We start from the raw sequence: 23,761 nt of genomic DNA, 5'->3' as shown, positions 1-23,761 counted from the left end.
ATTACGGGAGCTTTTTTGCTGGTTTTAGCCATTCAAGCATCGTCTGAATGATCTCCTTTTGCTGTGTAAGGGCTGGAATGTCCGCTGGTTGATCACCTTTTTGTTTACCGTACATGCCAAACTGAGCATGGTTCCCGCCTTTTATTTCATGATAAACGGTTTGAGATGGCAAATTTGTTTTCGATTTCTTGATTTTCTCTTGCGTCGCAAGTCCGTCCTTTTCACCTGATATAGAGAGGACGTTCAAGGACGATGATGTCAGGTCATCTGATGCTGGATAAGACGCAAGGAAAAAAAGACCGTCGAGCTTGCTCTGATTTTTTTCTGCAAACATAGCGGCAGCTGCCCCGCCAAGTGAATGTCCGCCAATATACCAGTGTTTGATCATTTGATGATCTTTCATGATATCTTGTGCTTTATTTGTATGGAAAATCGCAAACGAAAAAGGCATGTCAGGGATAAAGACTGAATAGCCTTTTTTCATCAATTCATTCCCAATATAGGCGTACGAAAGTGGTTCTACCTTGGCTCCTGGATAGAGAATGATGCCCGTATCGCTTTTTGTTGATGCAAATGTATATACATCGTTTTTATGTTCTACTTGCTCGATGTTCACTTGCTTTTTTAATGCGGCAGATGGTCCGTATGTAAAGCGGCTCCATGTATAGAAAGCACCAAAAGCCAAAATGATCAGTGCAAGTAATGTAATGCCTATGATTTTCAGTATTTTCTTCATCGCATGTCCCTTCTTTCTCATGTACATATTAAATATACCATCATTTACTCCTATGCCAAACGGCAAGTACGCTGACCCGTTTGTGTGATAAAGTATTAATCCATTAGCACTGCATTTGGCTGTTATTTACATTCGTAATAGGAGGGCTTAAAATAGGTGTGCATTCAGAAGTAACGGAGGAAGAAAGACATGAAGCAGGGACATTCACAATTATGGATTGAAACGAAAAATTACTTGTTCATTTTAATTGGATCCGCCATTGTGGCGATTGGATTTAATACGTTATTATTACCGAATCAGATTGCCGCAGGTGGTGTGAGCGGTATTAGTACGATTATGCAGTCATTCGGCTTTGAGGCAGCATATGTGCAGTGGGGGCTCAATATTCCACTGTTTATCGCTGGTTTTTATTTATTAGGCGGTACATTTGGCGTGAAAACGCTCGTTGGCTCTATTTTTTTACCTTTGATGGTGTTTGTTACAAGGAATATTTCACCTGTGACACATGAAGCGCTCTTAGCAGCCATTTTTGGCGGAGTGGTGATTGGGATCGGTATAGGACTTGTGTTCCTTGGAAATGGGTCAACAGGTGGAACGGCGCTCGCTGCCAAAATCATCAATAAATATACAGGCCTCACGCTTGGCACTTGTTTAGCGATGATGGATGGCCTCATTGTACTGGCTGCGATGACTGTTTTTGGGATTGAAGAGGGGCTGTACGCTGTCATTGGTGTGTTTATTTCAAGTAAAACGATTGATGTCGTACAGGCCGGCTTCAGTCATTCGAAAATGGCGATGATCATTACAGGGCATGAGGATGAAGTCAGACAGGCAGTATTTGATCAAATTGACCGTGGTGTCACAAAGATTTCAGCCGTCGGAGGATATACTGACCATGACCGTCCAATTCTTATGTGTGTCGTTGGGCAGTCACAATTCACAAAGTTGAAACAAGTGGTGAAAGCAATCGATGCATCAGCATTTGTCATCGTAATGGATGCAAAAGAGGTACTTGGTGAGGGTTTTAAAAGGGCGTAAACAAGGATATAATAGCGATGACCAAATGATTGTAAGGGAGGGAATAAGATGAAAAAAAGCGGATTAACGATGTTGTTTGCAGCGATGCTGCTTGTGCTGGCGGCTTGTGGAGGAAATTCAAGCAGCAGTGACAAAGAAGGCAGCAAGAGCGCCTCAAACGTGAGCAGTGGTGAGGAAATTTATCAGCAAAACTGTATTGGCTGTCATGGGAAAGACCTATCTGGCGGAGGCGGACCAAGCCTGAAAGAAGTAGGGAAAAAATACAATGAAAGCCAAATTGCAGATATTGCACACAATGGTAAAGGCTCTATGCCAAGCGGAATGGTAGATGAGAAGCAAGCGAAAGAAGTAGCTAAATGGCTTGCAGAGAAAAAATAAAACCTTTGTCTAATCGACAAGGTTTTTTTATTTTTATATGTAGAAAAAGACTTTTGAATAGTATGAAAACGCATTATATTAAATTTTATTTAAAAAATAAGGGTAAAAAGACATGTTTTTCGGTTTTGAATGTCCTTTTTACCTTTTAACTATAAGTTTTGAAATATAAATGTAATACCATTGCGTCGAATCATGACGTATAATTGGAGTTGTTGAAATTTAGACGATTCAATTTTTTCATCTTTTTGGATGAAAAGGACATAAATTGCTTGTACGTATCGAAGGGTATGTGCGTGACCATACATAACGTGTTTTGACGATTACTGTCAAAACATCATGATAAGCTGTTAGTCAGCAATAAGAAAAGATTAGGTGATTACATGATTGAAATGAAGGAAGTCTACAAGATCTATCCTAACGGTGTAAAGGCGATCAATGGAATCAATGTCTCTATCCACCCAGGAGAGTTTGTGTATGTTGTTGGTCCCAGTGGTGCTGGTAAATCCACTTTCATCAAAATGATGTATCGTGAAGAGAAGCCAACCAAAGGGAAAATCTTAATTAATAACAAAGATTTAGGCTCTATTAAGGAAAAAGAAATACCTTACTTAAGAAGAGAAATTGGCGTAGTATTCCAAGATTTCAAACTACTTCCAACCCTCACGGTGTTTGAGAACGTGGCATTTGCTCTTGAAGTCATTGGGGAACAGCCTCAAATTATTAAGAAAAAAGTGCTGGATGTACTTGATTTGGTACAACTCAAGCACAAAGCACGACAATTTCCTGACCAGCTGTCTGGCGGTGAACAGCAGCGTGTATCGATCGCTCGCTCGATCGTGAATAGTCCTGAGGTAGTCATTGCGGATGAGCCGACAGGAAACCTTGATCCAGACACATCTTGGGAAATCATGAAGACACTCGAAGAGATTAATAACCGAGGAACAACAGTCGTCATGGCGACACATAACAAAGAGATTGTAAACAGCATGAAGAAACGCGTCATCGCAATCGAAGATGGAATGATTGTACGTGACGAAGCAAGAGGGGAGTACGGCATTTATGATTAAAACTCTCTCGCGGCATTTACGTGAGAGCTTCCGTTCACTTGGAAGAAACACGTGGATGACATTTGCATCAATTAGTGCGGTCACTGTCACATTGATTTTAGTTGGGGTTTTTCTTGTCATTATGCTCAACTTGAATAACATGGCATCGAACGCTGAGAAAGAAGTAGAAGTAAAAGTTCTGATCGATTTAACCGCGAATCAAAAGCAACAGGATGAATTAAAAGCAGAAATTGAGAAGATTCCTGAAATCAGTGATGTGAAATACTCATCCAAGGATGATGAACTCAAAGCACTGATTAAAAGCTTTGGCGAAAATGGACAATCCATGGGACTTGTTGATCAAGAAAACCCATTAAACGATGCGTTTATTGTGAAAACATCAGATCCACACGATACACCAAAAGTAGCGAAAAAATTAGAAAACCTAAAAGGTACGTATAAAGTAACCTACGGTAAAGAAGAAGTCAGCCGACTCTTTAATGTGGTCGGAGTAGCGCGGAATGTAGGGATTGCGCTTATTATTGGGCTTTTATTTACAGCCATGTTCTTGATCTCAAATACGATCAAAATTACGATTTTTGCTAGACGTAAAGAAATCGAGATTATGAAGCTTGTAGGTGCAACGAACTGGTTTATCCGCTGGCCATTCTTTATTGAAGGATTACTGCTTGGTGTATTTGGTTCCATTATACCGATTGCTTTATTACTTGGCACATATCAATATGCAGTGGGCTGGGTGGCACCGAGAGTACAAGGCTCATTTATTTCCATGCTTCCATATAACCCGTTTGTTTATCAAGTGTCACTGGTCCTTCTTTTAATCGGTGCAATTATTGGTGTATGGGGAAGCTTGACGTCTATCCGTAAATTCTTAAAAGTATAAATCTATTTTTGATGGCAGCACTCGAGAATTAGATAGAAGGTGTGACCGGTTGAACCGATTCATCCGGTCGACTCTTCATGTCGATAGTTGTCATAGGAGGGGAATATCGTTTTGAAAAGAAAGCTGATGATGGCTGGAATGGCAGCGTTTATTGGAACAACGTGGCTATATATTCCAGGGAACGAGAATCGTGCATTCGCATACGAAGACCTAGATCAAAAACGTCAACAAATCGAAGAGAAAACATCAAAGACTGAATCATCTTTGAAGAAAAAGAAATCAGAGCTGGCTAAGCTTGAAAAGAAAGAATCAAAGCTCAAAAAAGAAATTGAAAAGATTGACCACAAAGTAAGTGCAGCAACTGAAAAAGTCGCAGAAAAAGAAAAAGAAGTCAAACAAACGAAGCAAGAGATCAAGAAACTAAAAAAAGACATTCAAGTCATCAATGATCGAATTGAAAAAAGAAAAGCTATTTTCAAAGATCGAATTCGTTCGATGCAAAAAAGCGGCGGTACGATTAACTATTTAGATGTGCTGCTGGGTGCTCGCAGCTTTAGTGATTTTGTCGGTCGTGTTGGAGCTGTCACAACCATTGTCGAAGCAGACAAAGACATGATTACAGAACATGAAAATGATTTAAAGCTGGTGGAGCAAAAAGAAGCAGAGCTAAATAATCAGCTAAGTGGACTTGAAACATCTCTGAAAGAGCTAGAAGAGTTGAAAAAGGATTTGTCTAAACAGCAAAAAGAAAAAGAGAAAATCTTAGGGGATGTAACAGATAAAAAGAACCATGCCCATGATGAATTAGGCAAACTTGAAAATGAACAAGAAATTCTAACAAACCAAAAAGCGGCTGTGAAGTCTGAGGAAGCACGTCGCCAAAAGGAAGAAGCGAAGAAAGCAGAACAAGCAGCTGCTGAAAAAAGTGCACCTGCACCTCAAAGTGGCGGATCAGATCAAGTATCTGATACACCAGCAAGCAGCTCAGGTTTTATTAAACCGGCGGCTGGACGCTTCTCATCTGGCTTTGGCGGACGTTCTGGCGGGAATCATTTCGGATTAGATATTGCAGCAAAAGGCACAGTATCTGTCGTCGCAGCTGCATCTGGAACAGTCACGAACTCAAGCTACTCATCGAGCTACGGAAATGTGATATTCATTACGCATAATATCAATGGCCAGACGTATCAAACGGTATATGCCCACCTATCTACAAGAAGTGTGTCCACAGGGCAGAGAGTCGAACAAGGACAATTCCTTGGTTATATGGGGAATACGGGCCAGTCACATGGTCAGCATCTCCATTTTGAAATTCATAAAGGATTATGGAATGGCGCAAAATCAAATGCAGTCAATCCAGCGCAATATATCCGCTAAACAAAAAGCCGATAACATCATGTTATCGGCTTTTCTTATTCTAAATAACATTAAAATAACAGCAGTAAACCGGCAATAATAGGTGTTAACAGTACAGCTGATTTCAATAAGAGCTTCGGTGCAAGGCGAGTAAATTTTGCGCCAATATATGCGCCTAATACTGTTCCGATTAAAATTTGAATCAGCAAGATAAAATCAACATAACCCTCTGTAATATATCCAATTCCACCACCGATGGAAATCGGAATAATGACAAGCATCGTTGTGCCAACTGCCTGTCGAATGGATAGTCTCAGTAAAATCAAAAGTCCTACTTGGATAAATGGTGCGGACCCGATACCAAACATACCTGACAGCAATCCGGATACAAGTCCTAAAATAATACCCCTTATGAGCAGTTGACGTGAAGAAAGCGGCTGCTGCTCAGCTTCTTCCTTCAGAACAAATAATTTGATCATCATAAACACAGCGGATAAAAAGAGCATGCCGGCTGTTAAATAGTGCAGATTTCCTTCTGGAATAAAAGGGGCAATCTTAGCTCCTGCAAAGGAAGCCACACAAGCCAAAGCACCGACAATCAAACCAGATTTCAGCTGAATATTCCCTTCCCGGTAGTGACTGTATGCACCTGATAGCGTCGTAAATGCCATTGCGGCTAAAGACGTCCCAAGTGCGGTATGGATAGGGATATCAAAAATTAACGTAAGCAATGCGATGACAAAACCAGCCCCGCCTGCTCCTACAAATCCTAATAAAATTCCTAATAATAGCATCGTCAATATAATATACATAGCGAAGACTCCTTCTCGATCATAACAAAATAAAAATTACACCTAATAAAATAATTAGTCAAGCCTTCGCGGCAGAATGTCTTTACATGAAATCCCTTCTTCTGGCATATAATAACTCAGGTCATCAGGAAGAGTTGAAGAAGGAGGCCAAATATGAAAAAACAAATTGCATCTATTATGGCAAGTGTCGTTCTACTAATTAGTGCAGGGGTGATGACGCATAAAGAGGGAACTCATGCGGAGTCTCCGCAAGTAGCTGCTGCAGTGGCTGGACAAGCTCAATCAAGTGATAAGGCGAAAGAGAATGGCATGGAGAAAATTGAAAAAGCCTATGACCTTATTTCGAATGAATATGTAGAGGAAGTGGATCGCCAAAAGCTGCTTGAAGGTGCCATTCAAGGAATGCTGTCAACTTTAAATGATCCGTATTCAGTATACATGGACAAGCAAACGGCCAAGCAATTTTCTGATTCGCTTGATTCTTCTTTTGAGGGAATTGGGGCAGAAGTGGGGATGGATGAAGGAAAGATCATTATCGTCTCTGCCTTTAAAAAATCCCCTGCGGCAAAAGCAGGTTTAAAGCCGAAAGATGAAATCATCAGCATTGATGGTGAGTCGATGAAAGAAAAAAGCCTAAACGATGCTGTACTGAAAATAAGAGGAAAAAAAGGAACATCCGTCGCTCTGAAAATAAGACGAAATGGGATTGAAAAAGAGTTAACGTTCCAAATCAAACGAGAAGAAATCCCACTTGAAACCGTGACTTCCTCTGTGAAAGAAGTAAATGGTCATAAAACAGGCTATATCGCGATCTCAAGCTTTTCAGAAGATACTGCGAAGGATTTCACGTCAAGCCTGAAACAACTCGAGAAAAAGGGCATAGAGGGTCTTGTGCTTGATGTAAGAGGAAACCCTGGCGGCTATCTGCAAAGTGTAGAAGATATTTTGAAGCACTTTATTACAAAGGATCACCCTTATATTCAAATTGCAGAGCGGAACGGCGACAGGAAACGATATTTTTCAAAGCGGAAGGAACAGAAGCCTTACCCAGTTAATGTCTTAATTGATAAAGGGAGTGCATCCGCTTCTGAAATACTAGCTGGTGCGATGAAAGAAGCCGGAAAATATGAAGTCGTCGGTGATGTCTCATTCGGGAAAGGCACTGTGCAGCAGGCGGTTCCAATGGGTGACGGCAGTAACATTAAATTAACGTTGTATAAATGGCTCACGCCAAAAGGGAATTGGATTCACAAAAAAGGTGTCGTACCAACGATTGCGATTCATCAGCCAGATTACTTTACTGTAGGACCGCTTCAATTGAAAGAACCACTTCAGCTCGATATGAACAATGAAGAAGTGAGACAAGCACAGACGCTATTAAAGGGATTGTCATTCGACCCCGGCAGAGTAGACGGTTACTTTGATGAAGAAACGAAAAAGGCGGTATTAGCCTTCCAAAGCACATACAATCTCGATAAATCAGGTGTAATTGATCTGAAGACAGCGAAAATGATGAACAAAATGGTGGATGAAGTGAAATCCTATGAAAAAAATGACCTTCAACTGCAAACTGCACTAAAAGCACTATATCTTAAAAAATAAAGAGGCGAATAATTGCCTCTTTTTTTTGGTTCATAAGTGTCACAAAAATGTAATAGTTTCTTCTTAAAAATAAATTATATCGAGAAATATGTTCATTTATTTTACAAAAAACATAACATTCCTTCGATTTTACCCGATAACATATTTATATAAGAGACTTTCTGTTGATTTAAACATGTCATGAAAATGAAACTTTTGAAAGTTGTATGTTACATAAATAATTCTTACAATATAAAGTAGCACTCATTTTAAATATTTTATTTTTTGCGGATATTCAGCTTGAGCATTAAGCTGTACCGAGGTTTGCGCTTTTCTTAAAAGAACTAGTAAATGGGGGTACACAATTGAAAAGGGCAAGTATTGTGAGAGAGAAAAAATATTACGAGTTGGTAGAGGAGCTTAAGAGTCGTACGAAAGATGTGACGTTTTCCGCTACAAAGGCATTAAGTCTGCTCATGCTGTTAAGCAGGTACTTGGTCAATTACACAACGGTAGAATCAGTCGACGAAATCGATGAAGACTGTGCTGAGATATACTTCAATTATTTAATGGATAATCATAAGAGACTTGGTATAAACTTAACCGACATCAAGAGATCGATGCAGCTGCTCGGCGGCATACTAGATGTAGATGTCAATCACTACTTAAAAGATTTTTCACTGTCGAATGTCACACTTTGGATGAATCAGGAGAAATAAACCTGGTGTCAAGCATCGATTTATTTGATAGAATAAGAGAAAATGCTTGACTTGGGCGGTGAACGATAATGAGCTCGGAGTGGATGGGAGCTGGATTAAAAGCGGTCGGTCTGTTTTTAATCCACCCTCTTTTTTATTTCATGATATTAATCAGCCTGTTACATGGCTACATCCGCGTAAAGCGGGAGAGAAAAGCGTTTCAAACGAGAATAGAAGATGTATACGATGAACTTAAATTTACATATTCAAAAGGATGGATTCTAGGAATTTGCCTATCGATTATTTCAGTAGGCTTAGGGATCGCCCTCCCGACTGGATTCATCGTGCTGATTGCAGCGATGACCATCGTTTGCTCTTTATTCTTTAAGGCGAGTGCGCTTTCGTCTGCATACACACTCGGTTTCAGTTTTATTGTGGCGCTTGGACTGTTGTATTTCCAAGTGAGCCATTCATGGCTGCCGCAGCTCTCAATGATGAATGCATCAGCCGTTGTTATTTTGCTAGGTCTTTTATTAATGACCGAGGGGATTCTAGCCTATCGAACGGCACATTTACGAACATCGCCTGCAATGGTGATGAGTGCGAGAGGACTTTTGATTGGCCAGCAGCGGGCAAACCGTCTATGGCTTTTACCGCTTGTTTTGCTGATACCGGCAGGTGAATTTACTTCTTCTCTGCCATGGTGGCCGGTGCTTCAAGTGCACGATCAAAGCTTTTCATTTATTTTGATTCCATACATTATCGGTTTTGGGCAGCGGATTCAAGGATCACTGCCAATTGTCAGCATTCAAATTACAGCACGGCGTATTCTCATGCTTGGACTCGCGGTTGCTTTACTAGGTGCTGCAAGTATTTGGTTTGAGCCGATTGTATGGGGAGCTGTATTCATAGCGATTGCCGGAAGAGCTTTCCTTTCATGGAAACAGAGAGTCAACGACAATGCGGCTCCATTCTACTTCTCTAAACGTAATCAAGGGCTAATGGTGCTCGGAATCATTCCGAATACACCTGCAGCTGATTTAAAGCTTGAGATCGGAGAAGTCATTACAAAGGTGAATGGAATAGAAGTCAAAACCGTTTCGGAATTTTACGAAGCCCTTCAAACCAATCGTGCTCTGACAAAGCTTGAGATCATTGGCTTGAATGGTCAGACAAGGTTTGAGAAACGCGCTTCTTACGAAGGGGAGCATCATCAGCTTGGCATCCTGTTTGTGAAGGATGATCCACAGCAAGAATCAACGGCGATTTCATCATAAAAAAAGCTGCTAGAGATGGCAGCTTTTTTCTTTTGGGCGCGCTTCTTTTCCATAGGATTCGCCCCATTCACGCATAGCGAAGATGATAGGCTTTAACGTATCTCCTAGAGAAGTGAGTGAATACTCGACACGAGGGGGGACCTCCTCATAGACTTCTCTGTGAACAATGCCGTCTTGTTCTAGTTCGCGCAATTGCAGTGTAAGAACACGCTGAGAAATTCTTGGCAGGAGCCGGCGTAATTCATTGTATCGTTTAGGACCGCAAGTCAAATGATAAAGGATCACTCCTTTCCATTTTCCTCCTATTACACTCGAGGTGGTTGAAACGGGACAGCCATGATTGACAATACTGACTGGATTGGATGGTGCACTCATCTTTACACTCCTTTCTAAGGCGAAATGGGTGATAAACGAACATGATTGTACCTAACGAACAAAAATGTGCGTACTTGAATCATGGGAAGCTTTTCTTTTACCATAGAGTTATCACATCACACATTCGGGTTGTTTGTTTTCTTATCATAACAATTTCTATATGAGAATGGAAAGAAATTGGATTGGTGAAACTTCACACCCTAATCGTTCATTGAAAGGATGAATACCATGCGAGACAAAGAGCAATTAAAAAAAGAAATCATTGAGGCGTATGAATTCCGTCATGCGACAAAAGAGTTTGACCCGACGAAAAAGATTCCAGAAGATGATTTTGCGTTCATTTTAGAGACAGGAAGACTTTCCCCAAGCTCAGTAGGATTTGAGCCTTGGAAGTTCCTCGTCGTTCAAAATGAATCATTTAGAGAGAAATTAAAAGAATATACATGGGGTGCGCAAAAGCAGCTGCCAACTGCCAGCCATTTTGTGATCATTTTGGCAAGAACAGACGCCCGCTATGATTCACCATATGCTGAGTACATCAACAAAGAAATCAAGGGAATGACAGACGAAACGTTTGAGATGGTAAAAGGACGCTACAAACAATTCCAAGAGAATGATCTTCATTTGATGGAAACTGACCGTACGCTCTTTGATTGGGCTTCTAAACAAACGTATATTGCCCTCGGTAATATGATGACGGCCGCAGCACAAATTGGCATTGATTCATGCCCTATTGAGGGATTCAGCTACGACGAAATTCATCGTATGCTTGAGGAGGAAGGATTACTCGAAGATGGTCAGTACGACATCTCTGTTATGGCTGCCTTTGGGTATCGCGTCATTGAGCCAAAGCGCGGCAAAACGCGTCGTCCGATGGATCAAGTAGCCGTTTGGATTCGTTAAAAGGAAATGTCTGAAAAAGGCTGTTGACAATTGCGTGGTTAGTCAGTATATTTAAAAAATAAAATCTTTGATAAATAGACAAATTGACTATAAAACGCTTTGACTTGAGAATAGTAAATGAATATCCGTTTTCTAAGAGAGCTGCGGGGTGGTGCAACGCAGTAAAACGAATCATTGAACTCGCTCAAGGAGCGGCAAGACTGAATGAATAGTAAGTCTTTACGTGTGACCTCCGTTATCGGGTTTCAAGTTGGATTCAGCTATGTCTGAGTCAATAAGAGTGGTAACGCGGTTGCAAGGTCAGTCGTCTCTTCAAGGAGATGACTGGCCTTTTTATATGCTTTTATCTTATATTTGTCTGAAGATTCAAATTTAAAGGAGCTATAGAAAATGGAAAAGGAACATGTGCAGTTAAAACGAACAATGACGTCAAGGCATATCATGATGCTCGCACTTGGCGGTGCCATCGGTGCTGGTCTGTTTAAAGGAAGCAGTTCTGCCATTGATATCGCAGGTCCTGCTGTCATTTTGGCATATATGATTGGTGGTCTTATTCTATTATTTATTATGCAAGGACTTGCCGAGATGACAGTTGCACGACCTGGCGCTAGAACATTCCGTGATTTAATTGAACCTGTGTTGGGCAAATACCCCGCCTATTTCTTAGATTGGATCTATTGGAAAATGTGGGTGTTAAACATTGCAGCAGAAGCGATCGTGTCTGCCATCTTTATTCAGTACTGGTTCCCACAAGTACCAATTTGGACACTTGTGTTAATCATTTCACTTGTTGTGACATTGATCAATGTTTGTTCAGTCAAAATGTTTGCTGAGACAGAGTACTGGTTAGCCTCTATTAAAATTGCTGTCATTCTTTTATTTATTATCATTGGGTTAACGATGCTGTTTGTCTCATTCGGACAGCATGCAGCACCAGGGTTATCCAACTTAACCGACCACGGAGGATTTTTCCCGAATGGAACGGGCGGCTTAATTGCGGCAATGCTAGTTGTTGTGTATTCATATGGCGGAACTGAAATGATTGGGGTCACATTAGCAGAAACGAAAAACCCTGAAAAAGTTATCCCGAAGGCCATTCAAAGTACATTTGTACGAATCATCGGTTTTTATGTACTTCCGTTCTTCATCATCGTCAGCTTAATTCCTTGGAATCAAGTAAACAATGAACAAGTGAGCCCATTCGTCACGGTGTTTGCAACGATTGGTGTGCCATATGCAAGTGATATCATGAACGGGATTATTTTATTAGCGATCTTGTCTTCTATGAACTCTGGTCTGTATGCTTCTTCAAGGGTACTATTTACACAGGCAATGGATGGCCGTGTATGGAAAGGATTCTCTAAACTGTCAAAACAACAAGTGCCTGTTCGAGCGATCCTTGTCTGTACATCAACCTTGTATGCAGCGGTATTGATTTCTCTTTTTGTGGGTAGTCAAACGTTTAATTACTTGATGGGCTCTTTAAGTTACACAGTTCTATTCATCTGGTTTATCATTGCCGTCGGGCATTTGAAATCTCGAAGCGTCGCACAGCCAGGCGGATATCGCGTGAAGCTGTATCCTTTCACAACGTGGTTTTCCGTCATTGCGATCATGGCCATTTTTGTAGGCGTTGTTTTAAATACACCAATTGTCCAAACTATGGTTACAATGGGCATTTATTTAATCATTACGCTTTCTTTCTTTATTAATAGAAAAAGGTTTGAAACAGTTGATTAATTTAAAAGCGTGCAGAACTTTTGAAGAAGTTCAGGCACGCTTTTTTAATGAAGTTTTATTGTTTGAACGAAAGTAACAGAATCTCCTTTTGAAAGAAGATGCATAAAAATAGCTGTTCAAATTTAGGCGACTGATGCGTATATATGGATTAAATGAATGACTCTACCTACAAAATCTAATTGGTTAGCAGGTCTTCATCGATTGGAGTATTTGGCAGCTGAATGATAGCTGTCGTACCGCATCCTGGCTCAGATTGAATATTAAACGTGCCATGATGTTTTTTCATGATTTGATAGACAATGGCTAGTCCAAGGCCTGAGCCACCATTTTTTCTTGTACGCGCCTTATTTACTCGGTAAAATCGCTCAGAAACATGTGGGAGGTCTTCTTTTGGAATGCCGTTGCCCTCATCTGTCACTCGCAATTCGGCTATGTGTTGGTGAACTAGTAATTCAATCGAGACCGATTTTCCAGAGGGAGTGTAATGAATGGCATTATCCAGTAAATTTCGAACCACTTGTTGCAGCCGATCGCTATCGCCATACACAATACAATCCTCATCAAGTGTCCGTTTCAGATAAATACCCTTTTGATTGACGATAAATGCCATTTGATCAAGAACGTCATGAATTAGCTGAGCAAAGACAATTGGCTCCATCTTGAGTGGATAGGAATCTCCTTCTAGCTGTGCAAGGTCTAAAAGATCATGCACAAGTCGGCTTAAACGTGCAGCCTCATCCTGTATGATGTGCATTCCTTTTTTTTGATCAATGATCCCTTCTTCAATACCTTCAGCATATCCTTTCATATAACTTAGGGGAGTTCGAAGTTCGTGGGAGACATTCGCAAGAAATTCCCTGCGGTGCTGCTCAACTTTTTCAAGGGTAGAAGACAGTTTGTTAAAAGAGCGGCTCAGCTGGTTTAACTCATCTCCGTTTTTGGTCACAGCCATCCGTTTTGAAAAATCACCAGACTCCATTTCCAACGCAATTTCTTTCATTTGATTAATTGTCCGCACGATTTGATTGGAGCTTTTATATCCGATAAAGAAAATCAGGAGCAGGATTAATAAAATAGATATGCCAAGTGTCAATCTGATTTGGACAAAAGGTTCATATACATCCGATAAGGGCATGGATAGAAAAATTGTCCCCGATAGTTCATCTTTGCTTGAGAAAACAGGGATGGCGATGCCAAGAATATCTTGATGAAACTGTGAGTGTTCTCTAATCAACACGATGGTTTCCCCTTGAAGGAGCTTTTGGCGTTCTTTGAATGTGATGAGATTATCATTCGTGTTCGTATCAAAAGGAAGACCACTTGAAAGCTCCATTGGATCATCTGTAAAAATAATGTTTACCTGACTCGAATCGTTAGCCCATTTTACTCTATCGGTAAAATACGTATCCTTCCCGTGTTGATGGTAGATTTGTGCCAGCTTCTTACCTTGTAAACTTAAGGAATCAATCTGCTTATCAACATATAAGTGCTGGTATAAATAATAGGTGAGGGCAAGAGCTGAGGCAGCAACGATTCCGGTCACTACAAGGATCAAGAAGAGCACTTTCTTTTTAATCGATAAAGGTTTCATTCTTCCTCCTCAAACTTATAGCCGACACCCCAAACGGTTTTAATATGCCGTTCTGCTCCCTTTAATTTCAGTCTTAGCGTTTTGATATGTGTATCGACTGTTCGTAAAGAGCCGCTCGTAGAATGTGATTCCCACAATTTTTGATAGAGCTGTTCTCGTGAAAACACTTGGCCTTGATTGAGTAAAAGAAACATGAGTAAATCAAATTCTCTTCTAGTTAAATTAATGGGCTCCTGAAGGATATAAACTTGTCTACCATCCTGATCGATCTCCATGTCACCAAACTGTATGCGGCTGCGCTTTAGCGAAAGACCTCTAATTCGTCTCAAAGTTGTTTCAATTCTTGCTGCAAGCTCACGTAGACTGAAAGGCTTCATGATGTAGTCATCCGCACCAATTTCTAGGCCCCTAATTCGATCCTCCTCATAACTTCTAGCTGTTAAGAATAAGATGGGGATTTGAGATGTTTGCCGAATACGTTGGCAGACTTCAAATCCATCCATATCAGGCATCATGATATCAAGTACAACAAGATCAACGGGTTCCTTTTCAAGCTGACGTAAGGCCTCCATTCCATTATTAGCTGTGATAATGTGAAAGCCTTGTCTTCTTAAGAAGGCTCCGATTAGCTCAAGCATATCTAACTCATCGTCTACGATTAATATATGCATTTGTTCTTTCATTTCTTTTCCTCCAACACGATAGCATAGGGTCCTGATGGGACATTCAGTCGATTTTTCATCATGAATGTATGTTTATCGATAATTGATACTGAATTGTCATCTAAGTTACTCACATATATTGATGTGGTATCAGCGTTAATATAATTAGGATTTTGACCAGTCTCAACAGAAGCAAGCTGCTTATTCTTCTCTGTATCTACTTTGTATAGCGTATGATCTCCATGACAAAGTACATATAAAGTAGAAGAATTTTTCTCTGAGAAGAAGGCAACAGGCATAACACCTAGTTTTAGTTCTCGTTGCTTTTTACCTGTTTGAGGGTCGTAAGCAAAAATGCTCTTATTTAAAGTGCCTGGCTTTCCGTGACCACCAATCCAAATGGACTGTCCATCAAAATGAATACCAGATGGTCGTTCAAGTACAGAGAACGTACGTATAAGTTTTTCCTTCTCAATATCTATAACAGAGACAGTATGGCTTTCTGCATTTAATACAAATAAAGTACCTGCCGGAGAAAGTGTCATAGAAGAAGGTAACTTTCCGGTCTTCACAGTTGCTTTTATGTTTTTACGCTGCGTATCAATAAAATAAACGACATTTTTCTGTGAATCCGCTGCAATTAAGGTGTGAGAAACTGCATCATATGTAAGGGAAGTCAGTCCTTTACTCACATCCATATAATCTGTTGCTGTACCTTTTTTTAAATTAATTTCAATCAGCGATTCTCCTTCTTTACTAGTTGCGATGATGACGTCTTTGTTGATTTGGATAAGATCAGTGAGCGGATGTTTTAAATCAACGGAAGAGATCATTTTATTCTTTTGTAAATCAACGATTGAAAAGGAGGCTTTTTTTAATTGAGAGATGACCGCGATCGATTGAGAGTTTCCAGGTGGAGTAAATTGCTGGTCTTTTCCACAGCCTGACAGGAATAACAATAGAGCTGATAAATAGATCAAAACATATTTTAGATGTGCCATTCTTCCGCTCCTTTGAGTCCTCTATTTTCAAAAAGCATACCACAAAAATTGTGAAAAAAAATCGAAGTTATCAATGCTGAAAGAGATGAAAAACAGAATGTCGGTGGATAAATGAGGATAATTCGATTTGAAGTTTCTTGTTTATCTAGTCATATGGCTTTTTTTCATCTTTAAAAAAGGATTTTCAATATTTGATTCCTTTGCCAATTATAGCTTACAGTGAGAAAAATAATGAAAACTCCCTGCTCTAAATCGACATAGAGCGCAGGGAGTCATTAGGCAGAATGCCCAGATGATGGGGGGATAGATTTCGTTTTGACGCGTTGGGATAAAAGGAAGCCAAGGATTCCTGCGCCCATTAATACAATAAATAAAGATTGGAAACCACTCATGATACCAATCAATGTCGACGAAATGATACTGCCAAAATATCGAAAGGTAGAGAAAATACCAGATGCCGAACCAGATAAGCTTTGATCAACAGCTGTTAAAGATGCCATCTGCATACTGGTCATACCAATTCCTGATGAAATTCCACTTGCGACTAGTGTCACGATAAGCAGTGGTAAGGTTGGATACTGATTCAGTGTAATTAACAGGATGCCTGATAAAGTAAGGCAGAGAAATGAAAAGCGAATCATTTTTTTCGCGCCTTTTTTTGGATGGAGTCTTGCGCCTAATAAACCGCTAAGAGACATACAAAGAGAAAATACGGATAGAATCATACCGCATTGTGTAGGAGAAAGGGCAAGTTGCTGTTCCATAAACAATGGCATTATGAGAAGGATGGCATACATCACAAAATTACTTAGCATGATCGACAGATTCGCATTTGTAAATGAACTGTTTTTAAATAGGGACAAATCGATGATCGGATTCTTTACTTTCCGTACATGTCTAAAAAATAAAGGAATGACAATCAATGCGAGAATGCCATAAATGAAATATTCATTTAGTAGCTGGCTTTTTGAGCAAAGAATGACTGTGGCAATTCCAATGGTTAAATACAAAGAACCGATTATATCTACTCTTGTGTGTATACGTGTATGTTTTATCTTTGGAATAAGTAAAACACCGGTGACTAGTGTAAGAAATAGGAATGGGATATTCACTAAGAATATGGAATGCCAATCAAAACTTTGAATGAGAATTGATCCAATAAAAGGCCCAAGTGCAGCACCAATACCTGCACCAAACCCAAAGTAACCCATTGTTTTAGATAGCTTTTCTGGTGAGACTGTTGCACGAATCAAAGCAATGCTATTCGGTGTTAAAATAGCTCCACCTGCTGCTTGAATGGAGCGAAAGATGATGAGATATGCTAGATTAGGTGCTAAAGCACAGCCAATCGAGCCGATTAAAAAGAGTGTCACTCCGGTTAAATACATGCGTCTGTGTCCGTATATATCTCCTAACTTACCAGCGATAGGCTGGGTGACCGCCATGACAATAAGATAAATCGTGACAACCCAAGTAATGTTTGAAATGGATTGATCATAATAAGTTGATATGGATGATAAGGCGACTGCGATCATCGTTGAGTTAATTGGGACTAGTATAGCTCCAAGTAATAAAGAATAGATGATCAAACTCTCTTTTTGCAATTTCAATGTGTATACCACCTTTTGTAAAAAAGAAGAATTCCACCCTTTAAGCGGGAGAAATTCCTCTCATGAAAATGTGTGTGTATGTCTCAATAAAATCATCTTTTTGTGTTAATACGAGCTGGAAGTCTTGCTCAAGCTGCTGAATAAAAAAACCGAAATACGTACTAATGAAAATGTCTGCATAAATGTCTTCTTTACTTTTTAAGACATGATGCTGAGCGCTCATCTTTTTGAAGTATTGTATCAGCATTTCCCTTAGTTCTTGAGGATAAATTTTTTCATGACTAGTCAGATCTTTAAACATAGCCGGTTCTCGCATGCTGATATAAATAAATTCTTTTTTTGAAGTTAAATGTTCAAGGATATAGGAACCGAGAAACATTAAATCGGTGTATAAATCCCCTTTTAATTCTGCTTCTAAGGTTTTTGTCGGCGTTGATTTCATTTTCATAATAGCAGCAATAACGCCGCGTTTGTTTTTAAAGTTGCGGAAAATAGTTGCTTCACTGACATTCGCTTTTGTGGCTATTTCTTTGGTTGTGGTTTTTTGATAGCCCTTTTCAGTCAATAAATCCATTGTTGCGCGAATGATTCGTTGATTTGTAGATTTTAACAAGCATACTCACCTCAGGTTATGAATGTGTTTGCAACAAAGTAAGTATACCGATAAAACCTATGAACGCCAATATGATCCAAAACGATAAAGTTAGACACGTGCATGCTGTTTTAATATCTGAATGCGTCCATTGCTTCCATCTACTGTCACAAGGTCACCGGATTGAAGTGTTTCAGTTGCTATTCGGGTTCCTAGGACAGCTGGCATCATATACTCTCTTGCGATAATAGCTGAATGAGACAAAATGCCTCCAGCATCGGTTATGACTGCTTTTGCAACTCTAAATAAGCTCGTCCATAAAGGTGTGGTTGTTTTGCAAACTAAAATATCACCCTTTTGAAATTGTGAGAATTCCTCAGCACATGTAATGACTTTTACTCTTCCAGAAACAATACCGCTAGATGCGCCAATTCCATAGATCATATCGCTTGTGTTGTTCTCATTTTCTCTTAATGAACCGAGCATTCTTTCTACTTGCTGCAATTCAGCTTCAGTTGGGGTACCCATATAAGCTGGTGGTTGGATGGCTTCATTCTCTTTCATGTCAATTTTTCTTTGTGCGATGACCGTATCAAATGATGTAGACGTTGTGAGTGCTGTGTGTACCTCCTCATCGTAGAGGTACCATAGGTCTTCTTGATGAGGAAGCGTTCCTTTTTGTACAAGAAGTTCACCAATCTTTAATAGATATACCCTGGCTTTAGCATCTAACATGGCATCAATGTAAAAGTGATGATCATCACGGATATTAGCAGCCTGTAGAGCAAATTGGTAAAGTGTCTCAAATTTCGTTTTAAACGTTTCATCCTTCACTTGGCTCATAAAATGTTCATATGTCTCTTGTCTTTTGATGACGGCTTGTGCAAATTCTTCATCAAAATCACTTTGGTGTTGAATGTTGTTTCTAATGATATCTAGTATAAACTCAGGGTTTTCCACCCACGTCTCTTCCGTAAGGTCATGACTTTTCACAGATCGCCAGCCATAAACTTGAAGAAATTCCTCTAATGTCGAAATGAAGTGTCTGCCTTTTTCCGATTGAGTGAGTGCATCAAGCAGCTCTGAATTTTTTTTATTGTTTATAAATGCTTGGTGAAGCTCTTTATCTTGAGAGACACTCTTTGCAAAATCAGATAGTTTCTTATCTGTTTCAAGAGATTTGTTCATCACGCCTATCATCATCTCATGCAGTAGGATCACTTGTGATTGATCACCAGTATACGTCACAAGCATATCTTCAATCATAGCTGATAAAATGACTTGAGGTATGACGATATCAAAATGATCATCATATGCTTGTATATAAAAATCTTTTAATTCTTCGAAGCCGATGATGGCTTCTTCAATGGTCATCGGTTCCTTCATTTTGAGATCGAGCTTTTCGTAAAAAGGAAAGAAATTTTTCTCTAAAATCTCATACATACGTTCACTTAAATGCGGAAATAACTCAAAAATGCTCTCATCAAAAACTGGTGCAACTTCTACACTTGCTTCAGGCAGGGACGGTGATGAATACAGATGTCCTCTATAAAGCTTGATATCCTTAATATTCAGATCAGGCACTTGATATTTTTCACCATTTTTCTTCATACCACTTTTTAATGCTGGGATGATCAGACTTGAAAAGAGAGGACTTGTTGGACCCGGCATATGATCGTCCATTGAGATCCAGAAATCCTGCAGCTCGTCTGGCTGCATTTGAAAAGAAGCCCCTACTGTTTCATCTGCTGCTTTTGAGAGAGCTGCGGTAATCGGTCTGGCTTGAAGTAAATAAAATGTGCCATTTGCTATCCCAAATTCGATATCGACGCTATGACCATAAAGTGCTTCTACTTGTTTGGTGATGTGCGTGATTTCTACTAGTTGGTCATCATTCAGGCAAAACTGACCAGCCATTTCCTCCGTCACTGCTTGTTCAATGACACCTTCTTGATAAGGAATAATTTGCAGCTCTTTCGTTCCAAGTGATTTTTCAATAGAAAGTGTCTCTTTGTCTATAACAAATGTGTCTGGTGTCACAAGCCCGGAAACGATTGCTTCTCCTAGTCCGTAGCTTGCTGTCAGCATCATTTCATTTGTTTTTCCTGTTATGGGATTCTCACTAAAGATGACACCGGAGACATCAGAATGGATCAATCCTTGAACGACAACAGCCATGAGCGGCATCTCTTCCTCGTTTTCATCCATCTCTTCCTTATACTCTGTTACTCTCACTCCAAAGTAAGAAGACCAACATTCTTTGACAGCCTGTAAGAATTCTTCATCTGTTTTGATATTTAAATAGGTCTCGTACTGCCCTGCAAACGAGGCGCCTTTGAGATCTTCAGCAACAGAAGAGGACCTGACTGCAACTGAGGGATAAGTTTTCCGTAATGATTGAAAGGACGAAAGGAGTTCTGCTTCCATTTGTGAAGGAAACGATGCTCCTTTGATTTTGTCAGCAAGGTTATGTTCAGTTGGATGCATGTTGTGATATGAAAGAAAGCTTGAAAAGCTGTTGGTTTTGATAATAAATCCATCTGGGACTGGTAGGCCGTGATTGTTTAGTTTGATTAAATTCAGGCCTTTTGCCCCTGCGAGTGCTGCGGATTCTTCAGCCGCATGAAATAAAACTGAATACATGGGAATGCCCCCTTATCCAAATAGCCAATGGTTTGTCTGTCTCTCTATCGTTTCTAAAATGATAGTGCGCACTATCATTTTAATCATAGGATTTATTGGATGTTACTGTCAAAGACGGAAAGACCTATCTTTACAAAGGGGACATTCTCACTAATTTCCTTCTATATCTAAAACAAAAGTCTCCGAACCGAAAGAAAATAGATGAAATTGAAAACTGTGAATTGTTCAATATGCCAAACTTTACTATAATCAAGGGAGTAGATCATGAAGAGGGAGGGTTTTTGTGATTACAAAAGCCATATTTGCACTTGTTTTTCCTTTCCTGCTCGTTATTTTATTTTCAAAGGTTACTTATAATCATTATGTGGGCATTGCGTTAACAGCAGCGCTTTTATTTGCCTCTTACATGAAAGGCTATACAGAAACCTACTTTATTGTGGGATTAGATATTATTTCTTTAGTAGCCGGGGCATTATATATGGCTAAAAAAGAAATTGAAAAGAGAGAAAAGGCTGAAAAACATCATTGATGTCATTATCAAGAGCGTGTGAGGCCGAAAGGTGACGTTTTTTTAAGCTGTGCTTACGAACTTTAGTGAGTGCAGCTTTCTTTTTGTTCTCTTTTTCTGCTCATCGCATATCTCTCACCAAAATGTTCCATACTGAAAGGAAGGTTTTCGCAAGAGGGTTATTTGGTATTGAAGAGAGGGTATGACTGTATTGGAAATAAAAATCAAGTAAGAGCCGAACTTTAGTTCGTATTTTTGTGTTCTTTTATGATAATATATTCATTAGATAGATTTCGTAACGAAACGGAGGCTTTGATGTGAGTGACCGCTTTGAATTAGTTTCTAACTATCAGCCCCAAGGAGATCAGCCGAAGGCAATTGAAAAGCTTGTTGAGGGGATCCATCAGGGGAAACAGCATCAAACGCTGTTAGGTGCTACAGGTACGGGAAAGACCTTTACTGTATCCAACCTGATTAAAGAAGTGAACAAACCGACACTTGTCATTGCGCATAATAAGACACTTGCCGGTCAGCTATACAGCGAGTTCAAGGAATTCTTTCCGAATAATGCTGTCGAATATTTTGTGAGTTACTATGATTATTACCAACCAGAGGCGTATGTCCCTCAGACGGATACATTTATTGAAAAGGATGCCAGCATCAATGATGAGATTGATAAGCTGAGACACTCCGCTACGTCCTCGTTATTTGAGCGAAGAGATGTCATCATCATTGCCAGTGTCTCCTGTATTTATGGCTTAGGTTCGCCAGAGGAATACCGAGAGCTTGTGCTGTCTTTACGTACTGAAATGGAGATTGAACGCAATCAGCTTCTTCGTAAGCTGGTGGACATTCAGTATTCTCGTAATGATATAGATTTTCAGCGCGGAACCTTCCGAGTACGAGGAGACGTCGTTGAAATTTTTCCTGCTTCACGTGATGAGCATTGTATCAGAGTGGAGTTTTTCGGTGATGAAATTGAACGTATTCGTGAAGTGGATGCACTGACTGGAGAAATACTCGGTGATCGTGAACATGTGGCCATTTTCCCAGCATCTCACTTCGTCACTAGAGAAGAAAAAATGGAAAAAGCGATTATTAATATTGAACAAGAGCTCGAGGAGCAGCTCGAAAAGCTTCGAGATAATGGAAAATTGCTAGAAGCACAGCGCCTTGAGCAGCGGACAAGATATGACCTTGAGATGATGAGAGAAATGGGCTTTTGTTCAGGAATCGAGAATTACTCAAGACATCTGACCTTGCGTCCTCCTGGTTCAACCCCTTATACATTGCTTGATTATTTCCCAGATGATTTTATGATTGTTGTCGATGAGTCACATGTGACGATCCCGCAAATCCGCGCGATGTACAACGGGGACCAAGCAAGAAAGCAAGTGTTGGTTGATCACGGATTCCGTCTGCCTTCAGCACTTGATAACAGACCGCTCACCTTTGATGAGTTTGAAAAGCATATCAACCATATTGTGCATGTATCTGCCACTCCGGGTCCTTATGAGCTTGAGAAAACCCCAGAGGTTGTGGAACAAATTATTCGTCCAACAGGTTTACTTGATCCAATTATTGAAGTGCGTCCAATTGAAGGTCAAATTGATGACTTAATTGGAGAAATTCATGCGCGGATTGAGAAAAATGAGCGTGTGCTCGTGACGACGCTGACGAAGAAAATGTCTGAGGATCTGACAGATTATTTGAAAGAGATTGGAATCAAGGTCAATTATCTGCATTCAGAAATTAAGACCCTTGAGCGGATTGAGATTATTCGCGATTTACGTCTCGGAAAATATGATGTGCTTGTGGGAATCAACCTTCTTCGTGAAGGACTAGATATTCCAGAGGTGTCGCTCGTGACGATTTTAGATGCAGATAAAGAAGGCTTTTTACGCTCTGAAAGATCCCTTATCCAAACGATTGGCCGGGCAGCGAGAAATTCAGAAGGCCGGGTCATTATGTATGCAGATAAAATGACCAAATCAATGGATATTGCGATTCAAGAAACGAAGCGAAGACGAGAGCAGCAAGAGGCATATAATGAAAAATATGGAATTACACCGCAAACCATCCATAAGAAAATTAGAGATGCCATTAAAGCAACAAAGATACATGAAGAATCGGAAGAATATGAAACAAATGCAGCACCAAAGCTGTCAAAAATGAGCAAAAAAGAACGAGAAAAAGTGATCGAAAAGGTCGAGATGGAAATGAAAGATGCAGCAAAAGCGCTTGATTTTGAAAAAGCAGCAGAATTAAGAGATCTATTGCTAGAGCTAAAAGCGGAAGGATGATTGCCTG

21 protein-coding genes and 1 other annotated feature are annotated in these 23,761 nt (G+C 40.0%); of the genes, 12 read left to right on the top strand and 9 right to left on the bottom strand.

Annotated features, from left to right (window positions below; genetic code table 11):
- Position 1: 1 nt before the first annotated feature.
- Positions 2–736 carry an alpha/beta family hydrolase gene (locus MHI35_RS16060; protein ID WP_335349259.1) on the bottom strand — a complete coding sequence of 245 codons (735 nt, stop codon included), beginning with the start codon at positions 734–736 and terminating at the stop codon, positions 2–4.
- A 189-nt stretch (positions 737–925) separates the two neighbouring features.
- Between MHI35_RS16060 and MHI35_RS16055 the strand changes: the two genes are divergently transcribed.
- From MHI35_RS16055 to MHI35_RS16035, 5 genes are all read left to right on the top strand, one after another.
- A complete protein-coding gene (locus MHI35_RS16055; protein WP_144523398.1) occupies positions 926–1,774 on the top strand; it encodes a YitT family protein in 849 nt (282 codons plus the stop codon).
- A gap of 48 nt (positions 1,775–1,822) precedes the next feature.
- Positions 1,823–2,152 carry a cytochrome c551 gene (cccB, locus tag MHI35_RS16050; protein WP_012011412.1) on the top strand — a complete coding sequence of 110 codons (330 nt, stop codon included), beginning with the start codon at positions 1,823–1,825 and terminating at the stop codon, positions 2,150–2,152.
- Positions 2,153–2,532: 380 nt separating this feature from the next.
- Positions 2,533–3,219 carry a cell division ATP-binding protein FtsE gene (ftsE, locus tag MHI35_RS16045; protein WP_144523397.1) on the top strand — a complete coding sequence of 229 codons (687 nt, stop codon included), beginning with the start codon at positions 2,533–2,535 and terminating at the stop codon, positions 3,217–3,219.
- Positions 3,212–4,102: a permease-like cell division protein FtsX gene (gene ftsX, locus MHI35_RS16040; RefSeq protein WP_012011409.1), complete on the top strand. Its 891-nt coding sequence runs from the start codon at positions 3,212–3,214 to the stop codon at positions 4,100–4,102. The genes ftsE and ftsX overlap by 8 nt, the downstream gene beginning before the upstream one ends.
- 111 nt (positions 4,103–4,213) lie before the next feature.
- Positions 4,214–5,479, top strand: a complete 1,266-nt coding sequence (locus tag MHI35_RS16035) for a murein hydrolase activator EnvC family protein (RefSeq protein WP_335349260.1) — start codon at positions 4,214–4,216, stop codon at positions 5,477–5,479.
- A 50-nt stretch (positions 5,480–5,529) separates the two neighbouring features.
- Here MHI35_RS16035 and MHI35_RS16030 read toward each other — a convergent pair whose 3' ends face one another.
- A complete protein-coding gene (locus MHI35_RS16030) occupies positions 5,530–6,270 on the bottom strand; it encodes a sulfite exporter TauE/SafE family protein (protein ID WP_003213751.1) in 741 nt (246 codons plus the stop codon).
- A gap of 153 nt (positions 6,271–6,423) precedes the next feature.
- On the opposite strand from MHI35_RS16030, the gene ctpB reads away from it, so the two are divergent.
- The 3 genes from ctpB to MHI35_RS16015 all read left to right on the top strand — a co-directional run bounded on the left by ctpB (position 6,424) and on the right by MHI35_RS16015 (position 9,826).
- Positions 6,424–7,872, top strand: coding sequence for a carboxy-terminal processing protease CtpB (gene ctpB / locus MHI35_RS16025; RefSeq protein ID WP_144523395.1), 1,449 nt, complete (start codon positions 6,424–6,426; stop codon positions 7,870–7,872).
- A 344-nt stretch (positions 7,873–8,216) separates the two neighbouring features.
- Complete coding sequence (locus MHI35_RS16020) at positions 8,217–8,570, top strand: swarming motility protein SwrAA (protein WP_007500014.1); 354 nt, start codon at positions 8,217–8,219, stop codon at positions 8,568–8,570.
- Between the two features lie 68 nt (positions 8,571–8,638).
- Positions 8,639–9,826, top strand: a complete 1,188-nt coding sequence (locus tag MHI35_RS16015; protein ID WP_335349261.1) for a PDZ domain-containing protein — start codon at positions 8,639–8,641, stop codon at positions 9,824–9,826.
- A gap of 9 nt (positions 9,827–9,835) precedes the next feature.
- Here the strand turns inward: MHI35_RS16015 and MHI35_RS16010 are convergent, their stop codons facing one another.
- A complete protein-coding gene (locus tag MHI35_RS16010) occupies positions 9,836–10,201 on the bottom strand; it encodes a winged helix-turn-helix transcriptional regulator (protein ID WP_058013581.1) in 366 nt (121 codons plus the stop codon).
- 228 nt (positions 10,202–10,429) lie between these two features.
- On the opposite strand from MHI35_RS16010, the gene MHI35_RS16005 reads away from it, so the two are divergent.
- Together MHI35_RS16005 and MHI35_RS16000 are read left to right on the top strand one after the other, a co-directional pair.
- Complete coding sequence (locus MHI35_RS16005) at positions 10,430–11,104, top strand: NAD(P)H-dependent oxidoreductase (protein ID WP_144521773.1); 675 nt, start codon at positions 10,430–10,432, stop codon at positions 11,102–11,104.
- A gap of 90 nt (positions 11,105–11,194) precedes the next feature.
- Positions 11,195–11,419 (top strand) — a binding site (T-box leader).
- 75 nt (positions 11,420–11,494) lie between these two features.
- Positions 11,495–12,844 (top strand): amino acid permease, encoded by a 1,350-nt coding sequence (locus MHI35_RS16000; RefSeq protein ID WP_144521775.1) that lies wholly within the window; start codon positions 11,495–11,497, stop codon positions 12,842–12,844.
- A 175-nt stretch (positions 12,845–13,019) separates the two neighbouring features.
- Here MHI35_RS16000 and MHI35_RS15995 read toward each other — a convergent pair whose 3' ends face one another.
- The 6 genes from MHI35_RS15995 to MHI35_RS15970 all read right to left on the bottom strand — a co-directional run bounded on the left by MHI35_RS15995 (position 13,020) and on the right by MHI35_RS15970 (position 20,943).
- Positions 13,020–14,435, bottom strand: a complete 1,416-nt coding sequence (locus MHI35_RS15995) for a HAMP domain-containing sensor histidine kinase (protein WP_211063626.1) — start codon at positions 14,433–14,435, stop codon at positions 13,020–13,022.
- Positions 14,432–15,118 carry a response regulator transcription factor gene (locus tag MHI35_RS15990; protein WP_335349262.1) on the bottom strand — a complete coding sequence of 229 codons (687 nt, stop codon included), beginning with the start codon at positions 15,116–15,118 and terminating at the stop codon, positions 14,432–14,434. Before MHI35_RS15990 ends, MHI35_RS15995 begins: the two co-directional genes overlap by 4 nt.
- Positions 15,115–16,098, bottom strand: coding sequence for a YncE family protein (locus tag MHI35_RS15985; protein ID WP_335349263.1), 984 nt, complete (start codon positions 16,096–16,098; stop codon positions 15,115–15,117). The genes MHI35_RS15990 and MHI35_RS15985 overlap by 4 nt, the downstream gene beginning before the upstream one ends.
- A 275-nt stretch (positions 16,099–16,373) precedes the next feature.
- Complete coding sequence (locus MHI35_RS15980) at positions 16,374–17,708, bottom strand: MFS transporter (RefSeq protein ID WP_335349264.1); 1,335 nt, start codon at positions 17,706–17,708, stop codon at positions 16,374–16,376.
- Positions 17,709–17,748: 40 nt separating this feature from the next.
- Complete coding sequence (locus MHI35_RS15975) at positions 17,749–18,321, bottom strand: TetR/AcrR family transcriptional regulator (RefSeq protein ID WP_335349265.1); 573 nt, start codon at positions 18,319–18,321, stop codon at positions 17,749–17,751.
- Between the two features lie 90 nt (positions 18,322–18,411).
- Positions 18,412–20,943 carry a PEP/pyruvate-binding domain-containing protein gene (locus MHI35_RS15970; protein WP_335349266.1) on the bottom strand — a complete coding sequence of 844 codons (2,532 nt, stop codon included), beginning with the start codon at positions 20,941–20,943 and terminating at the stop codon, positions 18,412–18,414.
- Between the two features lie 283 nt (positions 20,944–21,226).
- Here MHI35_RS15970 and MHI35_RS15965 point away from each other — a divergent pair, with 283 nt between their 5' ends.
- Both MHI35_RS15965 and uvrB read left to right on the top strand, forming a co-directional pair.
- Positions 21,227–21,472: a CsbA family protein gene (locus tag MHI35_RS15965; protein WP_012011392.1), complete on the top strand. Its 246-nt coding sequence runs from the start codon at positions 21,227–21,229 to the stop codon at positions 21,470–21,472.
- A gap of 296 nt (positions 21,473–21,768) precedes the next feature.
- On the top strand, positions 21,769–23,754 hold the full coding sequence (gene uvrB, locus MHI35_RS15960) for an excinuclease ABC subunit UvrB (protein ID WP_335349267.1): 1,986 nt from the start codon (positions 21,769–21,771) through the stop codon (positions 23,752–23,754).
- Positions 23,755–23,761 lie beyond the last annotated feature (7 nt).

It is taken from the genome of Bacillus sp. FSL K6-3459 (assembly GCF_038003305.1).
Classification (GTDB): Bacteria; Bacillota; Bacilli; order Bacillales; family Bacillaceae; genus Bacillus; species Bacillus pumilus_O.
This window is presented reverse-complemented; position numbering and strand designations above follow the sequence as displayed.

Excerpts from the sequence above, each read along its gene's own strand:
- MHI35_RS16060 (WP_335349259.1), bottom strand. The coding sequence starts at position 736 with ATGAAGAAAATACTGAAAATCATAGGCATTACATTACTTGCACTGATC.
- MHI35_RS16055 (WP_144523398.1), top strand. The coding sequence starts at position 926 with ATGAAGCAGGGACATTCACAATTATGGATTGAAACGAAAAATTACTTG.
- cccB (WP_012011412.1), top strand. The coding sequence starts at position 1,823 with ATGAAAAAAAGCGGATTAACGATGTTGTTTGCAGCGATGCTGCTTGTG.
- ftsE (WP_144523397.1), top strand. The coding sequence starts at position 2,533 with ATGATTGAAATGAAGGAAGTCTACAAGATCTATCCTAACGGTGTAAAG.
- ftsX (WP_012011409.1), top strand. The coding sequence starts at position 3,212 with ATGATTAAAACTCTCTCGCGGCATTTACGTGAGAGCTTCCGTTCACTT.
- MHI35_RS16030 (WP_003213751.1), bottom strand. The coding sequence starts at position 6,270 with ATGTATATTATATTGACGATGCTATTATTAGGAATTTTATTAGGATTT.
- ctpB (WP_144523395.1), top strand. The coding sequence starts at position 6,424 with ATGAAAAAACAAATTGCATCTATTATGGCAAGTGTCGTTCTACTAATT.
- MHI35_RS16015 (WP_335349261.1), top strand. The coding sequence starts at position 8,639 with ATGAGCTCGGAGTGGATGGGAGCTGGATTAAAAGCGGTCGGTCTGTTT.
- MHI35_RS16010 (WP_058013581.1), bottom strand. The coding sequence starts at position 10,201 with ATGAGTGCACCATCCAATCCAGTCAGTATTGTCAATCATGGCTGTCCC.
- MHI35_RS16005 (WP_144521773.1), top strand. The coding sequence starts at position 10,430 with ATGCGAGACAAAGAGCAATTAAAAAAAGAAATCATTGAGGCGTATGAA.
- MHI35_RS16000 (WP_144521775.1), top strand. The coding sequence starts at position 11,495 with ATGGAAAAGGAACATGTGCAGTTAAAACGAACAATGACGTCAAGGCAT.
- MHI35_RS15995 (WP_211063626.1), bottom strand. The coding sequence starts at position 14,435 with ATGAAACCTTTATCGATTAAAAAGAAAGTGCTCTTCTTGATCCTTGTA.
- MHI35_RS15990 (WP_335349262.1), bottom strand. The coding sequence starts at position 15,118 with ATGAAAGAACAAATGCATATATTAATCGTAGACGATGAGTTAGATATG.
- MHI35_RS15985 (WP_335349263.1), bottom strand. The coding sequence starts at position 16,098 with ATGGCACATCTAAAATATGTTTTGATCTATTTATCAGCTCTATTGTTA.
- MHI35_RS15970 (WP_335349266.1), bottom strand. The coding sequence starts at position 20,943 with ATGTATTCAGTTTTATTTCATGCGGCTGAAGAATCCGCAGCACTCGCA.